Source organism: Roseivirga seohaensis, from assembly GCF_001592945.1.
Classification (GTDB): Bacteria; Bacteroidota; Bacteroidia; order Cytophagales; family Cyclobacteriaceae; genus Roseivirga; species Roseivirga seohaensis.
Genome location: NZ_LRPB01000049.1, coordinates 100,223 through 119,939, shown reverse-complemented (window position 1 = coordinate 119,939; position 19,717 = coordinate 100,223). Strand labels below are relative to the sequence as shown.

At 38.6% G+C, this 19,717-nt stretch carries 22 protein-coding genes; 20 read left to right on the top strand and 2 right to left on the bottom strand.

Going from position 1 to position 19,717, the window contains the following annotated elements; all coding sequences use genetic code 11:
* Window positions 1-71: 71 nt before the first annotated feature.
* Complete coding sequence (locus tag AWW67_RS17330) at window positions 72-812, top strand: DUF6503 family protein (RefSeq protein WP_062303321.1); 741 nt, start codon at window positions 72-74, stop codon at window positions 810-812.
* Window positions 813-818: 6 nt separating this feature from the next.
* Here AWW67_RS17330 and AWW67_RS17325 read toward each other — a convergent pair whose 3' ends face one another.
* On the bottom strand, window positions 819-1,460 hold the full coding sequence (locus AWW67_RS17325) for a carboxypeptidase-like regulatory domain-containing protein (protein WP_062303319.1): 642 nt from the start codon (window positions 1,458-1,460) through the stop codon (window positions 819-821).
* 221 nt (window positions 1,461-1,681) lie between these two features.
* Here AWW67_RS17325 and AWW67_RS17320 point away from each other — a divergent pair, with 221 nt between their 5' ends.
* The 13 genes from AWW67_RS17320 (at window position 1,682) to AWW67_RS17270 (ending at window position 11,499) form a co-directional block, all read left to right on the top strand.
* Window positions 1,682-2,065, top strand: a complete 384-nt coding sequence (locus tag AWW67_RS17320) for an ArsR/SmtB family transcription factor (protein ID WP_053222457.1) — start codon at window positions 1,682-1,684, stop codon at window positions 2,063-2,065.
* A 25-nt stretch (window positions 2,066-2,090) separates the two neighbouring features.
* On the top strand, window positions 2,091-2,786 hold the full coding sequence (locus AWW67_RS17315) for a YjjG family noncanonical pyrimidine nucleotidase (protein ID WP_062303318.1): 696 nt from the start codon (window positions 2,091-2,093) through the stop codon (window positions 2,784-2,786).
* Window positions 2,787-2,894: 108 nt separating this feature from the next.
* Window positions 2,895-4,523, top strand: coding sequence for an L-glutamate gamma-semialdehyde dehydrogenase (gene pruA, locus AWW67_RS17310; RefSeq protein ID WP_053222563.1), 1,629 nt, complete (start codon window positions 2,895-2,897; stop codon window positions 4,521-4,523).
* 189 nt (window positions 4,524-4,712) lie between these two features.
* Window positions 4,713-4,997: a DUF6922 domain-containing protein gene (locus AWW67_RS18920; RefSeq protein WP_141655496.1), complete on the top strand. Its 285-nt coding sequence runs from the start codon at window positions 4,713-4,715 to the stop codon at window positions 4,995-4,997.
* Entirely contained in the window at window positions 4,952-5,578 is a 627-nt protein-coding gene (locus tag AWW67_RS17305) for a nucleotidyl transferase AbiEii/AbiGii toxin family protein (RefSeq protein WP_062303316.1), read from the top strand. Before AWW67_RS18920 ends, AWW67_RS17305 begins: the two co-directional genes overlap by 46 nt.
* A 9-nt stretch (window positions 5,579-5,587) precedes the next feature.
* Window positions 5,588-6,070 (top strand): hypothetical protein, encoded by a 483-nt coding sequence (locus AWW67_RS17300; protein WP_062303314.1) that lies wholly within the window; start codon window positions 5,588-5,590, stop codon window positions 6,068-6,070.
* The gene (locus tag AWW67_RS17295; RefSeq protein WP_062303313.1) at window positions 6,063-6,497 is read left to right on the top strand and encodes a PaaI family thioesterase; all 435 of its coding nucleotides are present in this window, start codon (window positions 6,063-6,065) and stop codon (window positions 6,495-6,497) included. Before AWW67_RS17300 ends, AWW67_RS17295 begins: the two co-directional genes overlap by 8 nt.
* A gap of 209 nt (window positions 6,498-6,706) precedes the next feature.
* A complete protein-coding gene (locus AWW67_RS17290) occupies window positions 6,707-7,774 on the top strand; it encodes a hypothetical protein (protein WP_062303311.1) in 1,068 nt (355 codons plus the stop codon).
* A 39-nt stretch (window positions 7,775-7,813) separates the two neighbouring features.
* Window positions 7,814-8,014: a hypothetical protein gene (locus tag AWW67_RS18915; protein WP_141655495.1), complete on the top strand. Its 201-nt coding sequence runs from the start codon at window positions 7,814-7,816 to the stop codon at window positions 8,012-8,014.
* Between the two features lie 294 nt (window positions 8,015-8,308).
* Window positions 8,309-9,187 carry an alpha/beta fold hydrolase gene (locus AWW67_RS17285; RefSeq protein ID WP_062303310.1) on the top strand — a complete coding sequence of 293 codons (879 nt, stop codon included), beginning with the start codon at window positions 8,309-8,311 and terminating at the stop codon, window positions 9,185-9,187.
* Window positions 9,188-9,250: 63 nt separating this feature from the next.
* Entirely contained in the window at window positions 9,251-10,291 is a 1,041-nt protein-coding gene (locus tag AWW67_RS17280) for a sensor histidine kinase (protein WP_062303309.1), read from the top strand.
* Window positions 10,288-11,007, top strand: a complete 720-nt coding sequence (locus AWW67_RS17275) for a LytR/AlgR family response regulator transcription factor (RefSeq protein WP_062303306.1) — start codon at window positions 10,288-10,290, stop codon at window positions 11,005-11,007. Before AWW67_RS17280 ends, AWW67_RS17275 begins: the two co-directional genes overlap by 4 nt.
* Window positions 11,008-11,121: 114 nt before the next feature.
* The gene (locus tag AWW67_RS17270; RefSeq protein WP_062303304.1) at window positions 11,122-11,499 is read left to right on the top strand and encodes a DoxX family protein; all 378 of its coding nucleotides are present in this window, start codon (window positions 11,122-11,124) and stop codon (window positions 11,497-11,499) included.
* Window positions 11,500-11,576: 77 nt separating this feature from the next.
* On the opposite strand, the gene AWW67_RS17265 is transcribed toward AWW67_RS17270, so the two are convergent.
* Window positions 11,577-13,250: a DUF4365 domain-containing protein gene (locus tag AWW67_RS17265; RefSeq protein ID WP_062303302.1), complete on the bottom strand. Its 1,674-nt coding sequence runs from the start codon at window positions 13,248-13,250 to the stop codon at window positions 11,577-11,579.
* Between the two features lie 162 nt (window positions 13,251-13,412).
* Between AWW67_RS17265 and AWW67_RS17260 the strand changes: the two genes are divergently transcribed.
* From AWW67_RS17260 to AWW67_RS17235, 6 genes are all read left to right on the top strand, one after another.
* Complete coding sequence (locus AWW67_RS17260) at window positions 13,413-13,970, top strand: fasciclin domain-containing protein (RefSeq protein WP_062303673.1); 558 nt, start codon at window positions 13,413-13,415, stop codon at window positions 13,968-13,970.
* Window positions 13,971-14,054: 84 nt separating this feature from the next.
* Entirely contained in the window at window positions 14,055-14,711 is a 657-nt protein-coding gene (locus AWW67_RS17255) for a DUF4331 family protein (protein ID WP_062303300.1), read from the top strand.
* 25 nt (window positions 14,712-14,736) lie between these two features.
* The gene (locus tag AWW67_RS17250) at window positions 14,737-15,282 is read left to right on the top strand and encodes a DUF4331 family protein (RefSeq protein WP_053222447.1); all 546 of its coding nucleotides are present in this window, start codon (window positions 14,737-14,739) and stop codon (window positions 15,280-15,282) included.
* A gap of 131 nt (window positions 15,283-15,413) precedes the next feature.
* Window positions 15,414-16,709, top strand: coding sequence for a tetratricopeptide repeat protein (locus tag AWW67_RS17245; RefSeq protein ID WP_062303298.1), 1,296 nt, complete (start codon window positions 15,414-15,416; stop codon window positions 16,707-16,709).
* A complete protein-coding gene (locus AWW67_RS17240; RefSeq protein ID WP_062303296.1) occupies window positions 16,710-17,216 on the top strand; it encodes a hypothetical protein in 507 nt (168 codons plus the stop codon).
* Window positions 17,217-17,350: 134 nt separating this feature from the next.
* On the top strand, window positions 17,351-19,606 hold the full coding sequence (locus AWW67_RS17235) for a TonB-dependent receptor (RefSeq protein ID WP_062303294.1): 2,256 nt from the start codon (window positions 17,351-17,353) through the stop codon (window positions 19,604-19,606).
* Window positions 19,607-19,717 lie beyond the last annotated feature (111 nt).

Sequence of the window (19,717 nt, the reverse complement as noted above, 5' to 3'; positions counted from 1 at the left end):
CAGATTGCAAAAATAAGAACATCTCTTACATTTACGTGTAGAACCATCTAAATTCAACATCATTTAACATTATGACCCGCTACTTTACACCCATCTTTCTTTTATTGTTTATCTCCTGCTCGGTATTGAGTGCTCAAGAAGAGCAAATCTCTGGTACAGAACTTTTAAATCGAAGCATTTCCTTTCATGACCCCAGCGGGCAATGGCAAAAAGTAAAAATGGAATTAGTGATTGATCAGGAAATGCCAAATGGATCGGTTCGCCCCTCACATGTTATTATTGACAATCAGAGAGGAGCGTTTGAGTTATCGTTTGTAAAAGACAACCACTTATTTAACTGGAAAGTAGATGGACTAGACTCAACCGAATCATTTATGGATTACAGAGTAATCACGGATTCCGTAAGGGTCGATACGTTACAATTGAGCCCCGATAGGGCCAGAAGATGGAGAAACTATTATAGTTATTTATACGGCTTACCAATGAAGTTAAAGGACAAGGGAACGAATATTGACCCAGTGGTTCAAAGCACTACTTTTGACGGAAAGCCTGTTTTAGCACTCAAAGTTACCTATGATAAAAACGTAGGTTCCGACACTTGGTATTTCTATTTCCACCCAGAAACTTATGCTTTAGTAGGTTATCGTTTCTTTCATAACGAAGCCGAAAATGATGGCGAATACATTGTTATTGAAGGTTTAGAAATTCAGAATGGAATGCGAATTCCGATGCACAGGGCATGGTATACAAATAATGAAAATTGTTGGCTGGGAACAGACAGGTTTATTAGCCTAAAGCTAACGAGGAATTAGAAAAAGCTACTTCTTCTTTTTCAGCGAATTGATAAACTTTGCCCAAGCAAAAGGATTCAGCAGTGGATTTGTTGTTGGCCCCGAACGGTACTGCATCTGATTATATTGCTGATTCATCATGTACCTATAATTGGCATCAGGGCTACCCCCCATAGGCATGGTGAGCACCATTCGCTGTACAGCCTCAGGCGCAAAAGCATTCAGAACACTTTCTTGCTCTTCATTTAAATTCATGGCCAAAAATGCCTCTTTGAAAAGTTCCTCACTCGGAAAACGACTTACTTCTACATCAGGAAGTTGAGTAACCTCTTCTTCCATAGCCACAATAATAGTGTATTGATCGCCCACTGAATCAGGAACAACTATTTTACGGTCTTTAAAGCCTATGGAAGTGAATATCAGTGTATCGCCAGCGTAAAAAGCCTTGCTAAACCAACCTCTGTAATCTGAAACTGTTCCCCGGCCTGTTTTGAGGGCAAAAATATGAACTCCAAAAACCGTTTCGGTACTATCGGCATTCATAACAAGCCCCGAAAGTTGAACTACACCAGAATTGTTATTCTGCGCAAAACCCTTTTGAGCACTGCAAAAAAGAAAAGCACAAAGCACAATGGCGCGTAGAGAATATGTGATTACAGTTTGTTTCAATATACTTGTGCTTTTGATTGTGTTCTACGTGAACTTAGACTTAAAGATAAGAAGATAGAACTTATTTTTTTTCGCTTCGCAATATTAACAATCAAAAAGGGGAATTGTGTTGGCTTAAACCAATTATTCTTCTCAATTTAACAATAATTAACCCCAGCCTTTCTTTGGTAAAAATCATAGATTAACAACAGTTTTAAAACCATGAAAGCAAAGTCAATTCAATGAAACTCAAAAATTTTAGTCTTCCCTTTGGGGCGCAAATCTTTAAATCCTTATCTGACGAAGCTAGGGTAAGAATTCTTCACTTACTTTTGAAAAACGGAGAAATGACGATCTCTGACCTAGAACACATTTTAGATTACACCCAAACCAAAACTTCGAGACATGTTACTTATTTAAAGAATTCAAATATTGTGAATGCCCGCAAACACGACCAGTGGGTTTTTTATAGTATTAGAGAAGAAGTGGAACTAGTGATGATACAAATTTTCAATTTCTTAAATAAAGATGCTCGTTTACAAAAAGACCAAGAGACTTACGAAATACTTAAATCGAATCGTGAACTGGCCGAAAATAGAATTTCTAAACAAGGTTGGTCAATTTGAGTTTCCATAATTTCCATTCTTTATTTTGAAAAACTACCAACATATCTTTTTCGATTTGGACCATACACTTTGGGATTATGACACCAACGCCATGACGGCCCTACACGAACTTTATGACCATTATAGGTTCGAGCACATTACTCATTTTGACAAAGACACTTTTGTACAGCACTTTTTTCAGGTGAACAACGAACTTTGGAGCCTTTTTAACAAACACCAAATTCAGCGCGAACAAATTAGAGAAAGGCGGTTTGCCACAATTTTTGAGAGATTAAATGCCAAACTCGACATTATACCGCAACAATTGGATTGTGAATATGTAGAACTCTGCCCAACTAAAGAGGCTGTTTTCGAAGGAGCTCACGATGTTTTAGATTACCTGAAAGAGCGCTACCAACTACACATTATCACTAATGGTTTTGACGATGTGCAGACAATTAAAATGAAAAGCGCCAAACTAGATCATTACTTTGATGCGATCGTAACTTCTGAAAACTCAAATTCCAGAAAACCCTCCGCTCCTATTTTTGAACAAGCCTTACAAAGGGCTGGCGCCAAGCTAAATGAGAGCATCATGATTGGCGATAACTTGGAATCTGACATTCAAGGCGCACGAAATTTTGGTATGGATCATATTTGGTTTAACCCCACCAAACTAACAAGCGATTTTCCGCCTACATACGAGATTCAAATGCTTAGCCAATTAAGGAACTTACTCTAGCTAATCGGGTTTTTAATCCATAGGCGAAACCTTATATTTGCCCAAGTCAATTTATGACCCTGAAATGCTTTGGGGAAAAAACAGAAAACAAATTCAAAAAAAGAAATTATGGCAACAGGATTCTTCAACGTACCTCCCGCTAGAAACGAACCAATAAAAAACTATGCGCCAGGCTCTCCTGAGCGTGAAAGCTTGCAGGCAGCTCTTGCCGAAGCGCGTTCGAAACAAGTGGATATTCCGATGTTTATCGGGGGAAAAGAAGTGAGAACTGACAATAAATCTCCACTAAGCCCTCCACACGATCACCAACATATTTTAGGTTACTTTTCTAACGGAGATGCCTCTCATGTTTCGGCTGCGATTGACGCTGCCATGGCTGCAAAAAAAGATTGGGCCAACACAAGTTGGGAAAACAGAGCAAGTATTTTCTTGAAAGCTGCCGAGCTTATTGCTGGACCTTATAGAGACAAATTGAACGCAGCAACCATGCTGGGTCAGTCTAAAAATGCTTACCAAGCAGAAATCGATTCGGCTTGCGAGATTGTAGATTTCTTAAGGTTCAATGTTCAGTACATGACCGAGATTTACAAGCAACAGCCCGATTCTGCACCAGGCATTTGGAACAGAGTAGAACAAAGACCACTAGAAGGTTTCGTGTTTGCCTTAACTCCATTCAACTTTACAGCTATTGCAGGTAACCTTCCTTCGGCACCAGCCATGATGGGTAATACCGTAGTTTGGAAACCTTCAAACACTCAAATTTATTCTGCGAATGTTTTGATGGAAGTTTTCCGCGAAGCAGGTGTTCCTGATGGCGTAATCAACCTTTTCTTTGTAGATGGCCCAACAGCAGGTGAGGTGATTTTCGAACATAAAGATTTCGGTGGAATTCACTTTACAGGTAGCACAGGTGTTTTCCAGCACATATGGAAAACCATTGGAAACAACATTTACAAGTACCGTTCTTACCCAAGAATTGTAGGCGAAACTGGTGGTAAAGATTTTATCATGGTGCACGAATCGTCTAAAGCAAAAGAAGTGGCGACCGCTATTTCTAGAGGTGCATTCGAATTCCAAGGTCAGAAATGTTCTGCCGCATCACGTGCATACATTCCTTCTAACCTTTGGGAAGATGTGAAGAACTATGTAATCGAAGATTTGAAGTCGTTCAAAATGGGCGGTACAGAAGATTTCAGCAACTTTATTAACGCTGTAATTGATGAAAAATCATTCGATAAAATTGCCAAATACATTGACGATGCCAAGGCAAGCGATAAAGTAGAAGTAATTGCGGGTGGTGGTTACGACAAATCGAAAGGTTACTTTATTGAGCCAACTGTACTGTTAACAACAGACCCTAAGTACACAACCATGTGCGAAGAGATCTTCGGCCCGGTAATTACAATTTATGTTTACGAGCCAAAAGATTACGAAGCTACTTTAGAATTGGTAGACAACACTTCGCCTTATGCATTAACGGGTGCGCTTTTCTCTGCTGATAGGTACGCGCTTGAGGTAGGAATTAAAGCCTTGGAAAACTCTGCAGGTAACTTCTACATTAATGATAAGCCAACCGGTGCCGTTGTAGGACAGCAGCCATTTGGTGGAGCTAGAGGTTCTGGTACAAACGACAAAGCAGGTTCAATGATCAACTTATTGCGCTGGGTTTCTCCGCGTTTGATCAAAGAAACTTTTGTAACGCCAACCGATTACAGATACCCGTTCTTGGGAGAGTAATTCTTAAATAACTATCTAAAAAGGCCTCTAGTGAGGCCTTTTTAGTTTTAAGGTTTACGATTTGCAATATGGGTACGACAGAAATATTCTCTCTGATTTTTAATAAATACCATTTGAAAAGAAATTAGTTAATAAATTGAGAGTTGAACGAATTAAACGGTAGAGCTTTACTTGATAACAGCTTTAAAAATGAAATTAAGTAGTCACTTGTTTTGGGATGTAGATCGGAAAACGGTTTCATACGACCAGCACAAATCATTTATTATTCCTCGGGTATTTATGAAGGGCACAATGGATGATTTTTGGGCTGTAGTTACTTATTATGGAAAAGAAGTTTGCCAAGAACAACTTGTCAATACACGATACCTCGATAACAAAACCCTTTCCTTCTGCTGTGTTTATTTTAATCTAGACCAAGAGCAATTCAGATGCTTCAAAGAAAAACAGTTGACACCGCAACACTGGAATTACTAATTGACCTGCAGGGGATTGATTCACTTCAAGACTTTTCATTAGGTGGTGGTACGGCCCTAGCCTTAAAATTTGGTCACAGAGTTTCTGTTGACCTTGATTTATTTACCAGGCAGCCTTTCGATACAGAAGAAGTAATTTCAGCCATTCGCCATAAATTTGAAGATCTATCTGTTTTAAACATGAACAGAAACTCCTTAAGTCTGTCCGTTCAAGGGGTCAAAGTTGATGTTCTTTCACATCAATACGCGTTATTAGAACCGCTCGAAATTATAGAATCGGTCCGTTTTCTGAGTACTCAAGATATTGCGGCCATGAAGCTTTCCGCAGTAGCACAACGGGGAAGTAAAAAAGATTTCTTTGACTTGATTGAGTTATTGAATCATTATCCACTCTCCCAACTCCTGTCCTTTTATGGTCAAAAGTATAGCGAAGATAATTACTTCTATGTACTCAAATCCATGACCTATTTTCAAGATGCGGAAGATGAGCCGAGCCCTGTGATATTGAATAATACGACTTGGGAGAATGTGAAAAATAGAATTAGTCAGGCGGTTGAAAATCAAACAAAAACTAAAGAGTAAAACCACCTTATGGAACACAATAGAAAAGAAGTAGAAAATTACTTAAGCTCCACCGTAGCTGAACTTTTGGCTCAACTTACACCAGAACAAAAACCTCTTTGGGGAAAAATGACTCCGCAACACATGGTGGAACATTTGATTGTGGTCTATAAACTTTCGATGGGTAGGTTTAGTGTACCTGTGGTTTCTAAAGAAGAAGATTGGCCAAAGCTAAAAGAATACTTAATGAAGGACAGCCCTATGCGTAGAAATGTGCCAGCACCCAACGGTAAAAGCGACCTTCAGCCACTAAGATTCGCTGACCTTGAAGAGGCTAAACAAAAGTTCTTTGCAGAAACAGAAACCTTCATAAAGTTTTGTGAAGCCCAGTCCGAGTTTATCGCCAATCATCCTTATGGCGGCCCATTAACGGCTCAAGAATGGTTGTTCTGCCATAAAAAACACATCAAACATCATCTTATTCAGTTTGAGCTTATTCCAGATTATGAATGATCTCGAACACTACAACCGATTAGAGCGACTATTTGATTCTGCCCCCTTGAACCAAGGAATTTTCGCTGATTCTGAATTGAAGGTGAGTGACCGTGAAGCAACTTTGGAGCTCGCCATTGGGAGCCAATATTTTCATGCGGCCAATGCCATGCATGGCGCCATCTACTTCAAACTGCTAGACGACTCTGCTTATTTTGCTTCGGCTTCAATAGAGAAAACTTTTTTCTTGCTTACAAAATCTTACACTATCCACTTCAGACGTCCTGTTTTTGAAGATCGTTTAAAGGCCATTGGAAAAGTAGTTTCTGTTAATGAAAAAGAAATCATCAGCAGTTCTGAAATCTATAACCAAGCAGGAAAACTCGTTGCTCATGGCGAAGGTGTTTTTGTGAGGGGGCCAAAGAGGTTGGAAGAGTTGATAGATTAGCTTAAGTTAATTATCATAGTTTGTATTGAGGAGTTTTATGATCTGTATATCAGATAAATAAAATCTCATGTTAAGAACCGAAGGTGTTTCTCAAAAATATACTATAATTTATAAATTAAATTTATTAGATTAAACCCTGAAATAAGCATTGAATTGGTCTATAAACATAATCCTTCTTCAAAAAGAAATTGCTCTTTAAGCCCTTATAAATGAATATAGCTTTTTCTACTATCCTATTTTTTCTATTTATTGTTCCTGGACTTGCCTTTAGGAGGTTTTATTATACTGGTGAATTCTCAAAGGAGTATTTCAAGTCTTCAAGTGCTGAAGTCTTCGTAATGGGAATCATCCCAAGCTTGTTATTACACTGGCTAGGTTTGCACTTAATTAATTGGCTTACTCCAACATCTTTAAACTTTCTATTCACAGAAATATCCATCCCAAGTCTAACTGTTAATTTTCAGCTAATTGGGATCATTCTGACAGGGAAAGGGAATGATCAATACTTACTAAGTGGTTTAAAAGAAATCGGACTAAATTTAGACTACATAATTTCCTATAATCTAATCCTAACTCTTTTAGGTGTTGTATTAGGTTTCCTTTGTAAAGTTATCGTTCGTAAACTTAAACTAGATAGGTCGATTAAAATTCTACGATTTCAAAATGAATGGCACTATGTACTAACGTCTGAAGTACTGGACTTTCCAAGAGTTAAAACAACAAGTCCTTATAATAAAAATGGTAAGGTTTTGAGTGCAGTTTATATTGATGCTTTGGTTGATGTTAGTGAAAAAGATGGTGCAATGCTTTACTCAGGAATACTAGAGGATTACAGGTTATCGAAAGACGGGGGTTTGGATGTTCTTTATCTTACAAACGCATATAGACGATCGTTACAAGCAGACCCGGCAGAAAATATTAATTCAGATGACCAGGATCAAAAAGAATTAGATTCTGAAAGACCCGATAAAGCATTATACTACTATATGCCTGAACACTACTTTATTCTGAAATATGAAGAAATAAAGAATCTGAATATATACTACGATTTCAAAGAAACTGAACCTAGAAGAATAAATAAAGAAGATTTAACAGCCCTTCTTGGACTGGTTATTATATTTGCAATATTCTTTTTCTCAATTAAGCTCGCAGGATGGGTTCTTGGTATTATAGTTGGTATCATTATTACCTCAATACTTAGTCGCCTCGGTAATGATGAAATAGAATCTACTGATAATGATTCCGAAGATAATCAAGAACCTGACAACAACCTGTAGTATAAATTCGTATATTAAGTACTACTTAAACTTATCGTCATGAATATAAAATCATTTATAGTCAATCCCGTTTCCAGAATGACATCTGTTTTAGTTGATTTTTTTAATACCGCACCAGATATTATGAGTGAGGATACAGCACGTAAGCTTCAAGATAAAGATGAAGCCAAAAAATTAATGAAAGAGATACAAATGAAGCGAGATAAAAATGGCCTTTATGAGGCTGAGCTTAATTCGTAATACCGCACTCTTCAGCTTGTACAGGCTATTTAAATACGCATTGAACCCATCATCAATATCTTCACAGTCTAATTTTCACTTGTCCACAAAAGGTTTTGTTGAAGAGAAAAGCGGTTAACGTCAGTTTCTCACGTTAACCAAACAGATTCTTTCGTTTTCTTACTTTGGCCGATAGCTCAGGGTGACGGTAGTATTTAGCCATTCCACTCCCGAGGATTTTCTTCCGCTCCCTTAAATGTCTTCAAAAAGGGTATGTAGCCCGCGTACTTTTGGGTACAACAAAATTTACAAGACATGAGAAAATTCAAAACAACAATTCTGGTCGCCTTATTAAGTGTCATCAGTTTTCAGCTAAAAGCACAAGAGCCAGGCTTAAACATTCGCGTAGTGGGCAAAGGTCAGCCTGTAGTGCTTATTCCCGGGCTTACTTGCTCTGGCGAAGTATGGGATTCTACCATCGAAGCCTTAGATGCAAACTTCGAGTACCACATCATAACGCTACCGGGCTTTGCGGGCAATGCACCCCTTGCCGATCATGAAGGAAAGTATTTAACCAAAATGAAAGATGAAATAGTGAAATACATCCAGAAGGAAAAGTTGAAGAAACCCATCATTATTGGTCATAGTTTGGGCGGATTTTTAGCATTGAACATTGGAATTGCTAATCCTGATCTTCCTTCAAAACTAGTAATTGTAGATGCGCTACCATTTATGACAGGCGTAATGATGCCCGGCATGACAGCAGAAGAGGCCAAGCCTATGGCCAAATCAATGAAAACGCAAGTAGTGGCTTCTGCCAGTCAACCACTTGAAGGAAGAAAAGCCTATCAACGCCAAATGCTGACAAGCATGATTAATGATCCTGCTCAAATTGAAATCGCTACCCAATGGGCAATTGACAGTGACCAGGAAACGGTAGGGCAGTCGATGTACGAAATGTATACGACAGACATTAGAGGCGAGCTTGGCAAAATAAAAGCACCAACCTTAGTATTGGGTGCTTGGGTAGCTTACAAATCATTTGGTTCAACCCGAGAAAGTACTTTAAAACTTTATACAGGCCAATATGCCAACTTAAAAGGAGTTCAGGTAGACATGACCGACATTGGTAATCACTTTATTATGTGGGATGATCCTGAATTCTTTCAGAATTGGTTGAAAAAGTTCTTATAAATTAGCCTAGCAGAATGGCATAAGAGCCAGTGACTCTTATGCCATTCTTTCAATTGAAAAAAGATGAAGCAATCAACACTCTACTGGATCTGCCAGATTTTTGGATGGGGCATTTACACTTTGTTTTCTGTAGGCATGATGTATGTTTTTGGCGGAACAGAGAGCATAACGCCCGACACATTAAAGCTACAGCTCGTTATTGGACTTTGTTTGATCTCTTTTTCTCATCTATTTAGAACCTTCATAAAAAAGAATGCGTGGACACGACTAGCACTGAAATCTTTAATCCCAAAATTGATTTTAGGTGTTATTGTTGTGGCTTTTTTAGCACAATCTTTCATCCATTTACTTATTTATTACTTACTCCCTCTAAATAATATTGCTGCTTTCAGTTGGGTAAATTTTGTTGGCTATGTAGGAAGTGTCACCATTGTAATGGCTAGCTGGGCCACCCTCTATTTTGCTTACCACTTTATTCAGCGCAACCGAAGAAGTGAAATTGAAAAGCTTGAGCTTACCACAGCTTTACAAGAGGCAGAGTTGGCCATTTTAAAAAACCAGATCAATCCGCATTTTTTGTTCAACGCCCTAAACAATATCCGTTCTCTAATTCTTTCCGACCCCGAAAGAGCGCGTTCCATGGTTACCCACATTTCAGAACTCTTGCGTTATTCCATCCAATTTAACGCGGCCGAAAAAGTAACACTGGGGCAGGAAGTGGCTATTGTGAAAGATTATTTGCAATTGGAATCCATTCAGTTCAACGACCGATTGACATATGCTTTTGAAATAGACGATAGTAGTTTAGACATCAAAATTCCTCCAATGGCCATTCAGCTTTTGGTAGAAAATGCCATTAAACACGGGGTTTCTCAAATGACAACTGGGGGGAATATTTTGATCAGGTCGGTACTTGAAAATGACCACTTGCGCATTGAAGTTTGCAATAACGGCCAGCTCAAGGAAAAAAGTAAACGCGAGGGAATTGGGCTGAAAAACCTGATCGAACGTTTAAAAATTCTGTTTGGCCATTTTGCCGAACTCAAGGTTGAAAACTCATCTGAAAATACCGTAACCGCATCGCTCAAAATTCCATTGTCATGAAAGCCTTAATCATAGATGATTCAAATTTAGCAAGACAAGAACTTAAGCACTTGCTCAAACACAGAGATGATGTTCAAGTAATTGGCGAAGCTGAAAACGCGGATGAAGCAATAGAAAAAATTCTCGATCTAAAGCCTGAACTGCTTTTTCTAGACATCCAAATGCCGGGCAAAGATGGCTTTGAACTGCTTCAGGAACTGGAAGATGCGCCAGAAGTTATTTTCACCACCGCCTTCGACCATTATGCCATGAAAGCTTTTGATCATAACGCGCTCGATTACCTTCAAAAACCCATCAAAGACGACCGTTTGGCCTTGGCATTAGAAAAGGCCGCTTCTAAAATTAGAAAGCGGGCATCAGATGCAAAAGACAAAAATGTATTGGGTTTGAATAACCAAGTTTTTGTGAAAGATGGCGAAACCTGCTGGTTCGTGGATTTAGCAGAAATTCGAATCTTAGAAATTATGGGCAGTTACACCCGTATTTTCTTCAAAGACCAAAAACCCATGATTCCGCGGTCGCTCAATTATATGGAATCTAGGTTAGATCCTGCAGTGTTCTTTCGGGCCAATCGCCAACAGATCATCAACCTCAAATACATTCAGCGTATTGAGCCTTGGTTTAGCGGTACACTCAAAGTCTATTTAAAGGATGGTGAAGAGATTGAAGTTTCACGCAGGCAAAGCATCAAGTTTAGGGAGGTAATGAGTTTTTAGTAATCTTTCAAGGTTGAGCACGGCTAGTGAAGGCAAAGAGTTGATCAAAATATATTTCAAATTGAGTTGAAAAATTTTGATATTCAATGGCTTAAACCTTAAAACTCTTAAACCATGAAAAAGAAAATCCTTCTCGTTCTCTGCGTACTCTTTGGGTTAATGTTTATTAATGCCGGATTAAACAAATTCTTCAACTACATGCCTGTACCAGATGATCTACCCGAAAACATGATAAAAATAATGGGTGCCATGATGGAGATAAGTTGGCTGATGCCACTTGTTGCCGTTGTCGAAATATTAGGCGGAATCCTCTTTATGATTCCAAAGTATAGAGCTTTAGGTGCAATAGTCATTTTCCCCATAATGGTCGGGATTATGTTAACCCATATTATTGATGCCCCATCTGGATTACCAATGGCTCTTGCCTTCTTGATTGTAAACCTTTGGGTGATTTTTGAAAATAGAGCCAAGTATATGCCTATGGTTAAGTAAACCATATTCTGCTTATTCCATTCCTTTTTTAAATCAGAATGGGATAAGCTTAAAATGAGGTTTAGTAACAATAATAATTAATTCCTTCTATTAGACGCATCTTTAACTTCCTTTAAAAAGCCTTCTGTCTTTTCTGTCAAAGAGCCATCAAACTTCCTAAAATCCACACCTTTAAACTCCCCTAATACTTTTTTCACCTGAGACTGCTGGACAATATGCTCCAAGCTAAAATTAGCCCAAACCTTCGCTAAGGTGAAAATTTCATCAGCCAGAAGAATAGCCTTATATGCAATGGGTCTCATATTCTTTTTGTTGAAGATATTGTAGGCCTTAATCGAGTGTATATAAGCTATTTCTAAGCCTTCTTTAAGACTATTATTTATTTTCAATTTGCTATCGGCTGAGTGATAAGATCGCCATAGACTAAAGGATGCCAAAGAGAGGTAATACTTCGCAGATGCTTCCATTAATTCATCTTGATTATCTTCGGCATATTTCAAACCATTGGCGAGATATTTCTGGCATTTATTATTCAAATAAAGAATTCTATCTTTCTTTTCAATTCTATCTTGGGTTACAGGGCTGACACCGAGAGTTTCGGATATTTTGGTGTTTAGTAACATACTCGTTAAAACACCACTAACTGCTCTATTCAATAAATCAGATATATACATCAATTGATATTGCCTTGAAGTTTCAGACTGGACTGATTCTTCGATTTCAGTTAATGTATCCTCTAATGAGTCAATAAATACTTCATCGTAATATTCATCTGGAATAAAGTCTATCAAATCCAAACCCAGTAAATCGATTTTGAGGCTTAAAGCTCTTATTGAAGTTGTTTTTGTAGTATTGATACTTTTAAGCATCTCCCTAAGTTCATCCCTTGACTTCTCTCCTTTATAATACTCCAGTTTGTAGCGCTGTAAATCCAACATTTCTAATTTATCCAATGAGTACTCAGATATTTGCCTTTCACATAACTTGAAGTAGTAGTCTGCATCTATCATATTCCCAACTTCAACATAAGTGATGGCAGCTAAGTAACAGATATTTTTATCCTGAAAAGAATTTCTTGAGAGGCGCTCTAGTAAGTTACAGAGCCGACCGTAGCTATTAGAATTGAATAATGTCTCACCGTATTCTAATAGAAAATCAACTGTACTCATCGTTTGTAATGCATCTGATGCCAAGGGTAGATCATAACTAGGGCTGTGATCTACCAAAAGTTGATTATTTCTATAGAAAGAATTAAGTGCTGAAGAATGTATTTGATCAAGCGCTTTTTCATTCAGTACATTTGTTATCGGTATGTGAAGTGTCACACTATCCTGCTCCTTCCAAAGGTCGTCAGTGTGTGATTCTCTAACCCTGGTATACAAGGCCAGAGCTGTCTCGAAATACAATTCCTGAGTATTATCATCATAAATAATTATCAAGCCAGAATATGGCGTATGCCGAATCAAGTGTCCAAGCCTGCTAGAGGTAAAAGAAAATGATTTGAAAGTTTCACCATTAATCAAAGACTCTTTATATGACACTTTACTTTTTACCTGAATAGGAAATTGAAACGGTAAGGCATTATTTTTAAATTTTAACTGACAAATTATATCTACACCATAATCTTTACTACCATTTACCTCATGGGAGATAAAACCATTTTTTCTAGAAAAGGCTTTTAGAGTGTCTAAAATCGATTCTTCAGATCTCTCTGCACTTTTGTCTACTATAGGAGCATCATCGAAAGCCATAATAATAATTGGTTGAATACGTCAATTTACGACATTTTCCAGCCATCTTTTACTTGCATCCACCCTTGTAATAATCAACAGACAAAATAAATTTTCCCTCCCCCTAAATCCAGTCGTACATAGAGCCCCGTATGTATGACCATAATCAAAAACAAACACCTAATGAAAAAGAAAATCACACAATTACTGATGATCGCGTTTTTCGCAATAGGAGCAAATTCAATTCAAGCCCAAAGCACCGTAATGGTGGGGGGAGAAAAGATGTACCCTATGAAGAACATTATTGAAAACGCGGTGAATTCAAAAGACCACACCACCCTAGTTGCCGCAGTGAAAGCAGCTGGCTTGGTAGAAACTTTGCAAGGTGCAGGCCCATTTACGGTTTTTGCTCCAACCAACGCAGCATTCAACAAATTGCCAGAAGGAACAGTAGCAACCCTATTGAAACCTGAAAACAAGCAAATGCTGACGCAGGTACTTACTTACCATGTAGTGGCAGGTAAAATGGACTCAAAGGCCATTATGAAAGCCATTAAAAAAGGCAATGGCATGGCAGAATTAAAAACTGTGAGCGGAGGCGTATTAGTGGCCAAAATGAACGGTGAGAAGAACATTACATTAACCGATGAGAAAGGAAACTCATCCAACATTTCCCTGTACGATGTGTATCAGTCCAATGGAGTTATCCATGTAATCGACTCGGTCGTACTTCCTAAGTAAACCATCAAATTTAACATAACTATTTAAAAATCAGATTGATAAAATATCAATCCGGGATTCTTATTGTCAAAAATTAATAACATTATGAAAAGAAAAGCAGTAATCACCCTCGGTAGTTTGGCGCTAATTGCCACAGTCTACCTTTTCGCAGCGGATCATATTGATGCCCCTGGCGTTGCAAGTACATCTTCGGATATCACAGACTTTTACGCCTTCCAAAGCCCTGAAACTAGTTCGAACGTAGTGTTCGTAGCCAACCTTCAAGGTTTGTTATCTCCATCAGCTTCTGCATCGGCAAATTTTGATGAAAACGTAATGATTGAATTCAATATCGACAACACTGGCGATGCGGTTGAAGATTTAGTGATCCAGTGTACTTTCAAAGACGGTAAAGTTTATGTGTATGGCCCAATGGCGCCAACAAGAACAGGCTTAACTTCTACAATTGTTTCTTCCATGACACCGACTGCATCAGCAAACATTACGGCCTATGGCTCAAATGCTACAGTTGGAACAGCTGGTGGAATGAAAGTTTTCGCTGGTCCAAGAGATGATCCATTCTTTATGGACTTTGCTCAGTATGGTGAAATTATAGCAGGAAACGCAACAAGTTTCAACAACCCAGGAGCAGATACTTTTGCAGGTACGAATGTAATGTCTGTTGTAGTTGAAGTTCCAAAATCTGCTGTAGGTGGATCAGGAACCATCAATACTTGGGTAACCAGTAACAGAAAGCAATAATTTTTAACCAGAAAAAGATACTAAGATGAAAAAGACATATTTAAACAAATTTTGGGCAGTAGCCGCAGTTTGCACACTTGCCCTAGGAACTTTATCATGTGGTGACGATGACGGAGAAATGACTCCAGAAACTTCAACTACATATGTACAAGAAGATCAAATGGGTAGACCTGCCATCAATACGGTATTTGTATCGGCTGATAAGAAGGACGAATTCAACACAACAATTCCTTCTATGCAAGGCGCTGCATTCCAGTCGGCATTTCAAGCTAAACTTTTGGCTTTAAACCCAAATTACACTACCAACTTATTAACCTTTGATGCAGCTACTTTTACAGGTGCTTTAGCAACAGATGTTTTGAGTGTATCATTAGATGGAACAACAACTTTCTATGATGGAACGAACGTGTTAACTGGTAGGGCTTTGGCCGATGACGTAATTACGGTAGAGTTAATTCTGATCTTTGGTGGTCCAAATGCGACCGATAACCCTGGCCTAACTGACGACAACGTAAGTTCAAACGACAAAGCATTCTTGTCTACTTTCCCTTACTTGGCCACACCTTGGTAAGCAATAAATAAATAGCAGCAGTCTTTAATTTCAGTATAGCCAACAGACCCTGAGACATCCCGAATTGTCGGGACAGGGTGACTGTATCGAATTTCAAGACTGCTCTTTTTCTCACCTCAAAAGCTATAATCATGAAAAATCTAATTTGGCTATTCCTTAGCTTCGCTGTTCTTTCTTGTCAAAGCAAAGTGTCAGAACAAAAAATTGCCGATTCGGCAGATTATAATCAGTTTCTACAAGAGCAACCATCACAGCAATCTTTAGAAACTTTAAATGAAGAAATTAAATTCTGGGAAAATAAACTTTCCAGTTCCCCCAAAAATGTTACTTACATCAATAAGCTAGCAGGCTTAAAAAGCCGACAATTCAGGCTTGATGGATCTATAGAAAATATCCACATTTCAGACAGCCTTTATAAAAAAGCTATTGAATTAAATCCCTTTAGCAACGCGGGTTTATACCAAGCGCTTAGCGGAAACTCCATTACCAAACATGAGTTTGTCGAGGCAAAAAAATACGCTGAAATGGCCTTGGCCGAAGGCGATAAAAAAACAAGTACTTACTATTTACTCTTTGATGCCCTAATGGAATTGGGAGAATACCAAAGAGCAACGGGTATCTTGAACATGCAGGAAAACAAATCTTCTTTTGATTATCTAGTACGTGCTTCAAAATTGGCAGATCATAACGGAGATTTAGATCAGGCCATTGTACTTATGGAACAAGCGTTTGAAAGAGTAAAAGCAGATAACTCACTTTTCAGTTGGGCAAAATCTAATCTAGGCGATATGTACGGCCATGCAGGAAGAATACAAGACTCTTACAATGCCTACCTAGAAGTATTGAACAAGAATCCAGAACACTGGCATTCATTACAGGGCATTGCTTGGATTAACTTTGCACATGACAAAAACACGAGTGAAGCCAAAAGAATTTTAAACAAGGTGAAAGCGCATATCAATGATCCTCAGATCAATTTTATTCTGGCCGAAATTGCCGAATACGAAAACAATGAAGCACTTTCTACAGAATTGAAAAAAGCATACTACGCGCAAGCGTCTTCTCCCGAATATTTAGGTATGTATAACAAGTACCTTATTCTTTTAGAGGCCGAAGATTTAAGAATGCCAGATGCGGCCTTAACAAGGGCAACTGCCGAACAAGAAAAGAGGCCAACGCCTGAGATGTATGACTTGCTTGCTTGGTCTTATTTTCAGAAAGGCAACCATAAAAAAGCCTTAGAACTGGCTACTGCTCATATTGAAAATAAGACTTCTCACCCTGAAGTACTTTATCACTTGGGAGTAATCTTCAAAATGAACAATTTTGCGAAAAAAGGTAACACTTACTTAAAAGAAGCTTTAGAAAGCACTTTTGAGCTAGGCCCTTTAACTACTGCAAAAATCGAAAAAGCACTAAAAAGCTAAATGACCAAGCTTGTCGCCACCGGACTTCTAATCACCTACGTGATCATACTCTTTGGGTATGGGGCAGCGACAGCAGGCCATAGTTTTTTACATGCCATAGAAAACCCATTTCATAGCCATGGTCATGCTCATAAACACGAGCATGGCCATGGACATGAGGAGGAAAAAGACGAAAGTCATCATCATGAACACGATGCAGTTACTGAAAATGAAAGCCATCATGCAGTAGACAATGATCACGATCATGTTGAAACCCAAACCAATAACAATAAGCACAACATTGAAGATCACACTTTGGGGTTTAACAAACTGAATAGTCAGGACAAAGATGTTTCACCAACCAAAACTTTAAATCCTCTTTTCATTTTTGTTTATACGCAGGCTAATAATTTAACTGAGCATGTTGCTACCCAATTCAAGCTTTCAGAAACTGAGCATCATTATTTAAGCCTTTACAAAAGTTTAGATACAGAGCCAGTTACTCCTCCGCCTCCAAGCATTTGTTAATTCCTCGAAATGCCAACTCATCTGTTGGCTACTAAATCAAATCATTAATTGAGCACAGAACTTTCATGTCCTGAATAGGATACGAATGTCTAATAACATTAATCTGTCGCTCATGAGGCTTTAACATTAACAACATGAAATTTAAATTCATCATAGTATTGCTGTGTTTAATTACCAGCAGTCTGGCTGCCCAAACAGGAGAAATCAAGGGCACAATCATAGATCAAGATTCTGGCGAACCCTTAGTAGGTGCCAGCGTTGCCATAGCACAAACAAGTTTAGGAGCGGCCGCAAATAGTTACGGAAAATTTTCTATTCAAAACCTTAAAACTGGTGAGTATGAATTGGAAATAAGTTTTGTTGGCTTTGAAAAACTCAGCAAAAAAGTAATGGTAACAGAAGGTAATACAACTCAAGTTGAGCTCTCACTTAAACCTTCTGCCCTTTCACTTGGCGATGTTCAAGTAACTCAAAACTTAGCGCAGAATGCTTCCATTATTTCAGCATTAGACATTGAACTTAGGCCCATTAGTACTTCGCAAGATGTGCTGAAAATTGTACCAGGTCTTTTTATTGCCCAGCATGCCGGAGGAGGTAAAGCAGAGCAAATTTTCCTTCGTGGTTTTGATATAGACCACGGAACAGACATTGCCCTTTCTGTAGATGGAATGCCCGTGAATATGGTCTCGCATGCCCATGGTCAAGGCTATTCAGATTTGCACTTTGTAATTCCAGAAACCATAGAGAGAGTTGCTTTTGATAAAGGCCCATACTATGCCAATAAAGGAGATTTTAATACTGCGGGTTTTGCTGCCTTCAGCACTAAAAAACGATTGGAGTCTAATTTATTCAAAGTTGAAGGCGGTCAGTTCGGTACTTTCAGAACGGTTGGTCTTTTTAACTTATTAGAACCAAAAACTACCAAAGACCCAAGCCTCTATTTGGCTACGGAATACTTTCGTACCGATGGTTATTTTGAAAGCTCACAGAATTTTAACCGATTCAACACGCTTTTAAAATACCACCAACGACTTTCAGATAACAAGACCATAGAACTATCTACCTCTGCCTTTACCAGCAGTTGGGATGCTTCGGGACAAATACCTTTAAGAGCAATTGAGAGCGGACAGATTTCAAGGTTTGGAGCGATTGACGATACTGAAGGAGGAAATACCAGTAGAGTAAATTTAAATGCCAAACTCACAACCGATTTATCGGATGGGGGAATTATTGAAAATCAGGTTTTTATGTCGAAGTATGATTTTAAACTTGTTTCTAATTTCACCTTTTTCCTAAACGACCCGATCAATGGTGATCAAATTACGCAAACCGAAGACCGACAGATTTATGGCAGTAATAATAGCTACTGGAATAACTGGAGTTTGTTTGGGTTAAAAGCCTCCACCGAATTCGGAACAGGTTTTAGGTACGATCAGGTGAATGACATTCGCCTATCAAGAACATTGAACAGAAGAGAAGTATTATCGGATTTGGCCCGAGGAGACATTAGGGAATCAAGCGTTTACTTCTATGCCGAAGAGCAATTGGATCTAACAAAAAGACTCTCATTAACCGCAGGTTTAAGGTACGATTACTTCACTTTCGATTATGTAGATGCACTTACCCCTACTTATAACAGACAAGTAGAAAATAAAGGAATACTAACTCCAAAATTCAAGATCAGCTATGAGGCAGGTAAGAATTTAAACTTCTATGTAAAATCAGGAATTGGCTACCATTCAAACGATGCGCGTGTTGTAGTTGCCCAAAACGGAAACGATATTCTGCCAAAAGCATATGGCGTTGACTTGGGTACACTTTGGAAACCTACCGAAAATCTTTTGGTGAACGTAGCCTTATGGCGACTGGATTTGGCTCAAGAGTTTGTGTATGTGGGAGATGAAGGAGTAGTTGAAGCTGGAGGTAAAACTCAGCGACAGGGAGTAGACTTAACTGTTCGTTATCAGCTTACGCCTTCTTTATACGCCAATATAGATTTGAATTATACAGACCCGAAATCGGTAGATGAAGCGGAAGGACAGAATTACATTCCATTAGCCCCTACTTTCACTAGCATTGGCGGATTGAATTATGAAGGAAAAAAAGGCTTTAGAGGGAGTTTACGCTACCGCTATTTAGATGACAGAGCAGCCAATGAAGACAATAGCGTAGTTGCCAAAGGGTATTTTCTTATGGATGCTGTTTTGAACTATGAAGTTGGCGCATTCGACTTTGGAATTGCTGTAGAAAATATTTTAAACACCGAATGGAGAGAAGCGCAATTCGATACAGAGTCGAGATTGCGAAATGAAGCTCAGCCTGTAAGTGAAATACATTTTACACCAGGCACACCATTTCAAGCCAGATTATCTGTTGCTGTTAAATTCTAAATGAACTTGATCTTTGACAAGGGAATTCAAGCAATTGATTTTCTGATGGGAGTCTCACCGTAAGGTGAGGCTCTTTTTTTTGAAAACTCTTGGAGGGTTTTCTATAGTACA

Bases quoted from the DNA above. Each gene is read 5' to 3' on its own strand.
- AWW67_RS17255 (WP_062303300.1), top strand. From the start codon at position 14,055: ATGAAAAGAAAAGCAGTAATCACCCTCGGTAGTTTGGCGCTAATTGCC.
- AWW67_RS17260 (WP_062303673.1), top strand. From the start codon at position 13,413: ATGAAAAAGAAAATCACACAATTACTGATGATCGCGTTTTTCGCAATA.
- AWW67_RS17290 (WP_062303311.1), top strand. From the start codon at position 6,707: ATGAATATAGCTTTTTCTACTATCCTATTTTTTCTATTTATTGTTCCT.
- AWW67_RS18920 (WP_141655496.1), top strand. From the start codon at position 4,713: ATGAAATTAAGTAGTCACTTGTTTTGGGATGTAGATCGGAAAACGGTT.
- AWW67_RS17270 (WP_062303304.1), top strand. From the start codon at position 11,122: ATGAAAAAGAAAATCCTTCTCGTTCTCTGCGTACTCTTTGGGTTAATG.
- AWW67_RS17320 (WP_053222457.1), top strand. From the start codon at position 1,682: ATGAAACTCAAAAATTTTAGTCTTCCCTTTGGGGCGCAAATCTTTAAA.
- AWW67_RS17280 (WP_062303309.1), top strand. From the start codon at position 9,251: ATGAAGCAATCAACACTCTACTGGATCTGCCAGATTTTTGGATGGGGC.
- AWW67_RS18915 (WP_141655495.1), top strand. From the start codon at position 7,814: ATGAATATAAAATCATTTATAGTCAATCCCGTTTCCAGAATGACATCT.
- AWW67_RS17305 (WP_062303316.1), top strand. From the start codon at position 4,952: ATGCTTCAAAGAAAAACAGTTGACACCGCAACACTGGAATTACTAATT.
- AWW67_RS17240 (WP_062303296.1), top strand. From the start codon at position 16,710: ATGACCAAGCTTGTCGCCACCGGACTTCTAATCACCTACGTGATCATA.
- AWW67_RS17300 (WP_062303314.1), top strand. From the start codon at position 5,588: ATGGAACACAATAGAAAAGAAGTAGAAAATTACTTAAGCTCCACCGTA.
- AWW67_RS17245 (WP_062303298.1), top strand. From the start codon at position 15,414: ATGAAAAATCTAATTTGGCTATTCCTTAGCTTCGCTGTTCTTTCTTGT.
- pruA (WP_053222563.1), top strand. From the start codon at position 2,895: ATGGCAACAGGATTCTTCAACGTACCTCCCGCTAGAAACGAACCAATA.
- AWW67_RS17250 (WP_053222447.1), top strand. From the start codon at position 14,737: ATGAAAAAGACATATTTAAACAAATTTTGGGCAGTAGCCGCAGTTTGC.
- AWW67_RS17275 (WP_062303306.1), top strand. From the start codon at position 10,288: ATGAAAGCCTTAATCATAGATGATTCAAATTTAGCAAGACAAGAACTT.
- AWW67_RS17285 (WP_062303310.1), top strand. From the start codon at position 8,309: ATGAGAAAATTCAAAACAACAATTCTGGTCGCCTTATTAAGTGTCATC.
- AWW67_RS17295 (WP_062303313.1), top strand. From the start codon at position 6,063: ATGAATGATCTCGAACACTACAACCGATTAGAGCGACTATTTGATTCT.
- AWW67_RS17265 (WP_062303302.1), bottom strand. From the start codon at position 13,250: ATGGCTTTCGATGATGCTCCTATAGTAGACAAAAGTGCAGAGAGATCT.
- AWW67_RS17330 (WP_062303321.1), top strand. From the start codon at position 72: ATGACCCGCTACTTTACACCCATCTTTCTTTTATTGTTTATCTCCTGC.
- AWW67_RS17235 (WP_062303294.1), top strand. From the start codon at position 17,351: ATGAAATTTAAATTCATCATAGTATTGCTGTGTTTAATTACCAGCAGT.